This is a genomic window from Bradyrhizobium sp. LMTR 3 (genome assembly GCF_001693485.1).
Classification (GTDB): domain Bacteria; phylum Pseudomonadota; class Alphaproteobacteria; order Rhizobiales; family Xanthobacteraceae; genus Bradyrhizobium.
The window spans coordinates 1-3136 of sequence record NZ_MAXC01000032.1 but is presented as its reverse complement, the minus strand read 5'-3'; the positions used below and the strand labels follow the sequence as shown (position 1 = coordinate 3136).

Sequence of the window (3136 nt, the reverse complement as noted above, 5' to 3'; positions counted from 1 at the left end):
CCTCGGCACCCCCGGCCACACCGGCGACGCCGACCATCGCGTCGTTCTCGAACGACACCGGAGCGGCCGGCGATGGCATCACCAGCGATAATACCCTCCAGCTCAAGGGTACCGCTGCCGCCAACAGTACCATCAAGATTTACGATGGCTCGACCCAGATCGGCACGACGACCGCCAGTTCGACCGGGAGCTGGGACTACATCACCTCGGTCCTGACCAACGCCAAGCATGTGCTGACCGCGACCGCGACCACCTCGAGCGGCCAGACCAGTGCCGCATCCGGTGCGGTGACCGTGACGGTGGATACGGTGGCGCCGACTGCTCCGGTCCTGAGCAGCAACGCCATCGTCAATACCAATCAGGTCAAGCTGTCCGGCACCGCCGAGGCCAACAGCAAGGTAACGATCTACGACGGAAGCACGGTGGTCGGAACCGGGACGACGAACTCGACCGGGGCCTGGAGCGTCACGACCAATGCCTTGTCGACCGGCACGCACACGCTGACAGCGAAGGCTGCGGACGTCGCCGGCAATGTGAGCGCCGCGTCGCAGTCGATCAACAGCGTGATCAGTGGGTCGACGACGCCAACGCCAAGTACGCAAATCGAGTCGGCCGGTGCGACGAGTCTCGTTCAGATCGGCGAGAACTACGCCCTCTACGGCGCCAGCGGGTCCGGTCCCACGTTGAAAGCGTACGGCGCGGCCGTGGTCGAGGGTCAGTCCGGCGGCTGGGTGCCCATCGGAGTGGAGCAGACGGCATCGGGATATCAGGTTGCTTGGAAGCTCACAGGCAAAGACCAATACGGTGTCTGGAATACGGATAAGAGCGGCAATTTAGTTTCACATACGAACGTTATGTCCGGGTCTGCGTTGAAATCCATCGAAGCAAGCTTCCAGCAGGATCTGAATGGCGACGGGACGGTCGGCCTCGCGAGCAAGACAATCGAGGCGGCTGGGTCGACCAGCCTCGTTCAGGTTGGTGAGAACTTTAGCCTCAGCGGCGGCGGGGCCGGACCCACGCTGAAAGCCTACGGCGCCGCCGTGGTCGAGGGGCAGTCCGGCGGCTGGACGCCGATCGGAGTGGAGCAGACGGCAACAGGATATCAGGTTGCTTGGAAGCTCACAGGCAAGGACCAATACGGAGTCTGGAACATCGACAAGGGCGGCAATCTTGTTTCGCATACAAGCATCATGACTGGATCTGCGTTGAAATCCTTCGAAGCCAGCTTCCAGCAGGACCTGAACGGGGATGGCCTGATTGCCGGCTCAAGCGCTGGTGCGCCTATCTCGTCTGTCGGTTTGACCACCATGTACAAGAACTGGAGCGACATCGTCACCATCAAAGGCATCGCCGATGCCAACAGTCAGATCAAGCTGTACGATGGCAACACGTCGATTGGAAAAGTTACTGCGGCAGCTGATGGTACCTGGTCCTTCCAGACATCGTCGGCCGTGTCCGACACGGTTCACACCTATACAGCCAAGCAGATCGATAGCGCTGGCCAGGTCGTTGGTGCTTCAGGCAGCGCGATTCTTGGCTCGACAGCCAGCAATACGCTGAAGAGCACCTCGGGTAATGACATCTTGGTTGGCGGCGGCCAGTCCGATACTTTCGTGTTTGCCGCAAATTTCGGCCGCGACGTCATCAAGGATTTCGCGGCGAGCGGAACTGCGCAAGACACGATCCAGTTCAGCAAGACAGTATTCGACAGCTTTGCGAGCGTTCTCTCGCACGCGAGCCAAGTTGGCCAGGATATCGTCATTTCCGCCGGAAGCGATACGCTTACGCTGAAGAACACCAAACTGAGCGCGCTTAATAGCAGCGACTTCCACTTTGCGTGAACTGGGGGTTTGTAAAAGGAGTTAGTATACACTGCCTTGGGGACACTCCCAAAAGGGCATGGTTCAAGGGGCGAGTGCCATGACTGATTTCCGACGGCCGGGGGAAATTCTCCGCCGAGAAGTTTGACCAGATCGAGGTTCGAGATGGCGATGTTTATCGCCGCCTTAGGAATCCTGGCGGAACGTGCGCGATCGTGGTTGCGCATTTCAGAGCTGAACGGGTGGGCGGAGCGTTCGATCGAAGCCATTCGGCGGCGCTGTTTTTCAACGAGCTTCGTCCAGCTAACGACAGCAACAGAACGCGATATTCGACATCTGGCTGATGCTAGGCTTTGGCGTCGTCGGCTACGTCTTCAAGAAGATCGGCATTCCGCTCGCGCCGTTCACGCTGGCGCTGGTGCTCGGCAACCGCGCCGAGGATGCGTTCCGCCTCTCGATGATCGGTGCCGGCGGCGATTTGAAGGTGTTCTGGTCGAACGGCCTGGTCGGCTCGATCACGACACTGGCGATCATGTTGCTGTTCTGGCCCGTTATCGACAAGGCGTTCGGCAGTGTCACGCGTATGTTGCGGCCGGCGAAGGCGTAGCAAGACGGATAGACTTCGCCATCGCTCTTCGAGCTAAGGCGCACAAGTCGTCGCTTCGCTTCTCGCAATGACGGCTGGACTGGCGGCATGGTGCTGCAAGCCAGGTCCTGCGGAGGCTGTGGAACCTTCCCGATTGTCCCGCCATGATCGCTGGCATGCGCGCCGGAGATAAGATATCAGCGGGCGAGGGACGCCCCTATGAATCCCGATCGTTTCCGCAGCCGGCCAATGGAATGACGCCTCTTTCGCAATTGACCCGTCGCAATTACCTGATCGCAGCGCATGATGGGTTGGCGACCGCGCTTGCGCTGCTTGCAAGCTTCTACCTGCGCTTCGACGGTGGCGAGGCCTTCTATGCCCGCCTGCCGCTGCTGCTGAAGATATTACCGCTCTTCGTCGCCTTCAGCATCGTTATCTGCTACCTCTTCAATCTGACGACCACGAAATGGCGTTTCATTTCGCTTCCCGATGCACTGAACATCCTGCGCGTGGCGACCATTCTGGCGGTAGCGCTCGTCGTGCTGGACTATGCCCTCATTTTCGACGAACCGACTGGCAAGGCGCCGGTGCTGTTCGGCCGTATCACCATCGTTCTCTACTGGTTTCTGCAGGTGTTCGCGCTGAGCTCGCTCCGCTTCGGATATCGCTATTTCCGTTACACGCGGGTTCGCCGCCATGCCCAGACCGAAGGCGCGTCGGCGACGCTGTT

At 59.8% G+C, this 3136-nt stretch carries 1 protein-coding gene and 2 pseudogenes; all 3 read left to right on the top strand.

The window, feature by feature from the left end:
- Nucleotides 1-1841: Ig-like domain-containing protein (locus LMTR3_RS20725; protein WP_065746893.1), on the top strand; the 1841-nt coding region annotated here is incomplete at its 5' end.
- A gap of 295 nt (nt 1842-2136) precedes the next feature.
- Nucleotides 2137-2427, top strand: a pseudogene (locus LMTR3_RS20720) (tripartite tricarboxylate transporter permease); the annotation flags it as partial.
- Nucleotides 2428-2660: 233 nt separating this feature from the next.
- Nucleotides 2661-3136: pseudogene (locus tag LMTR3_RS20715) on the top strand (capsular biosynthesis protein); the annotation flags it as partial.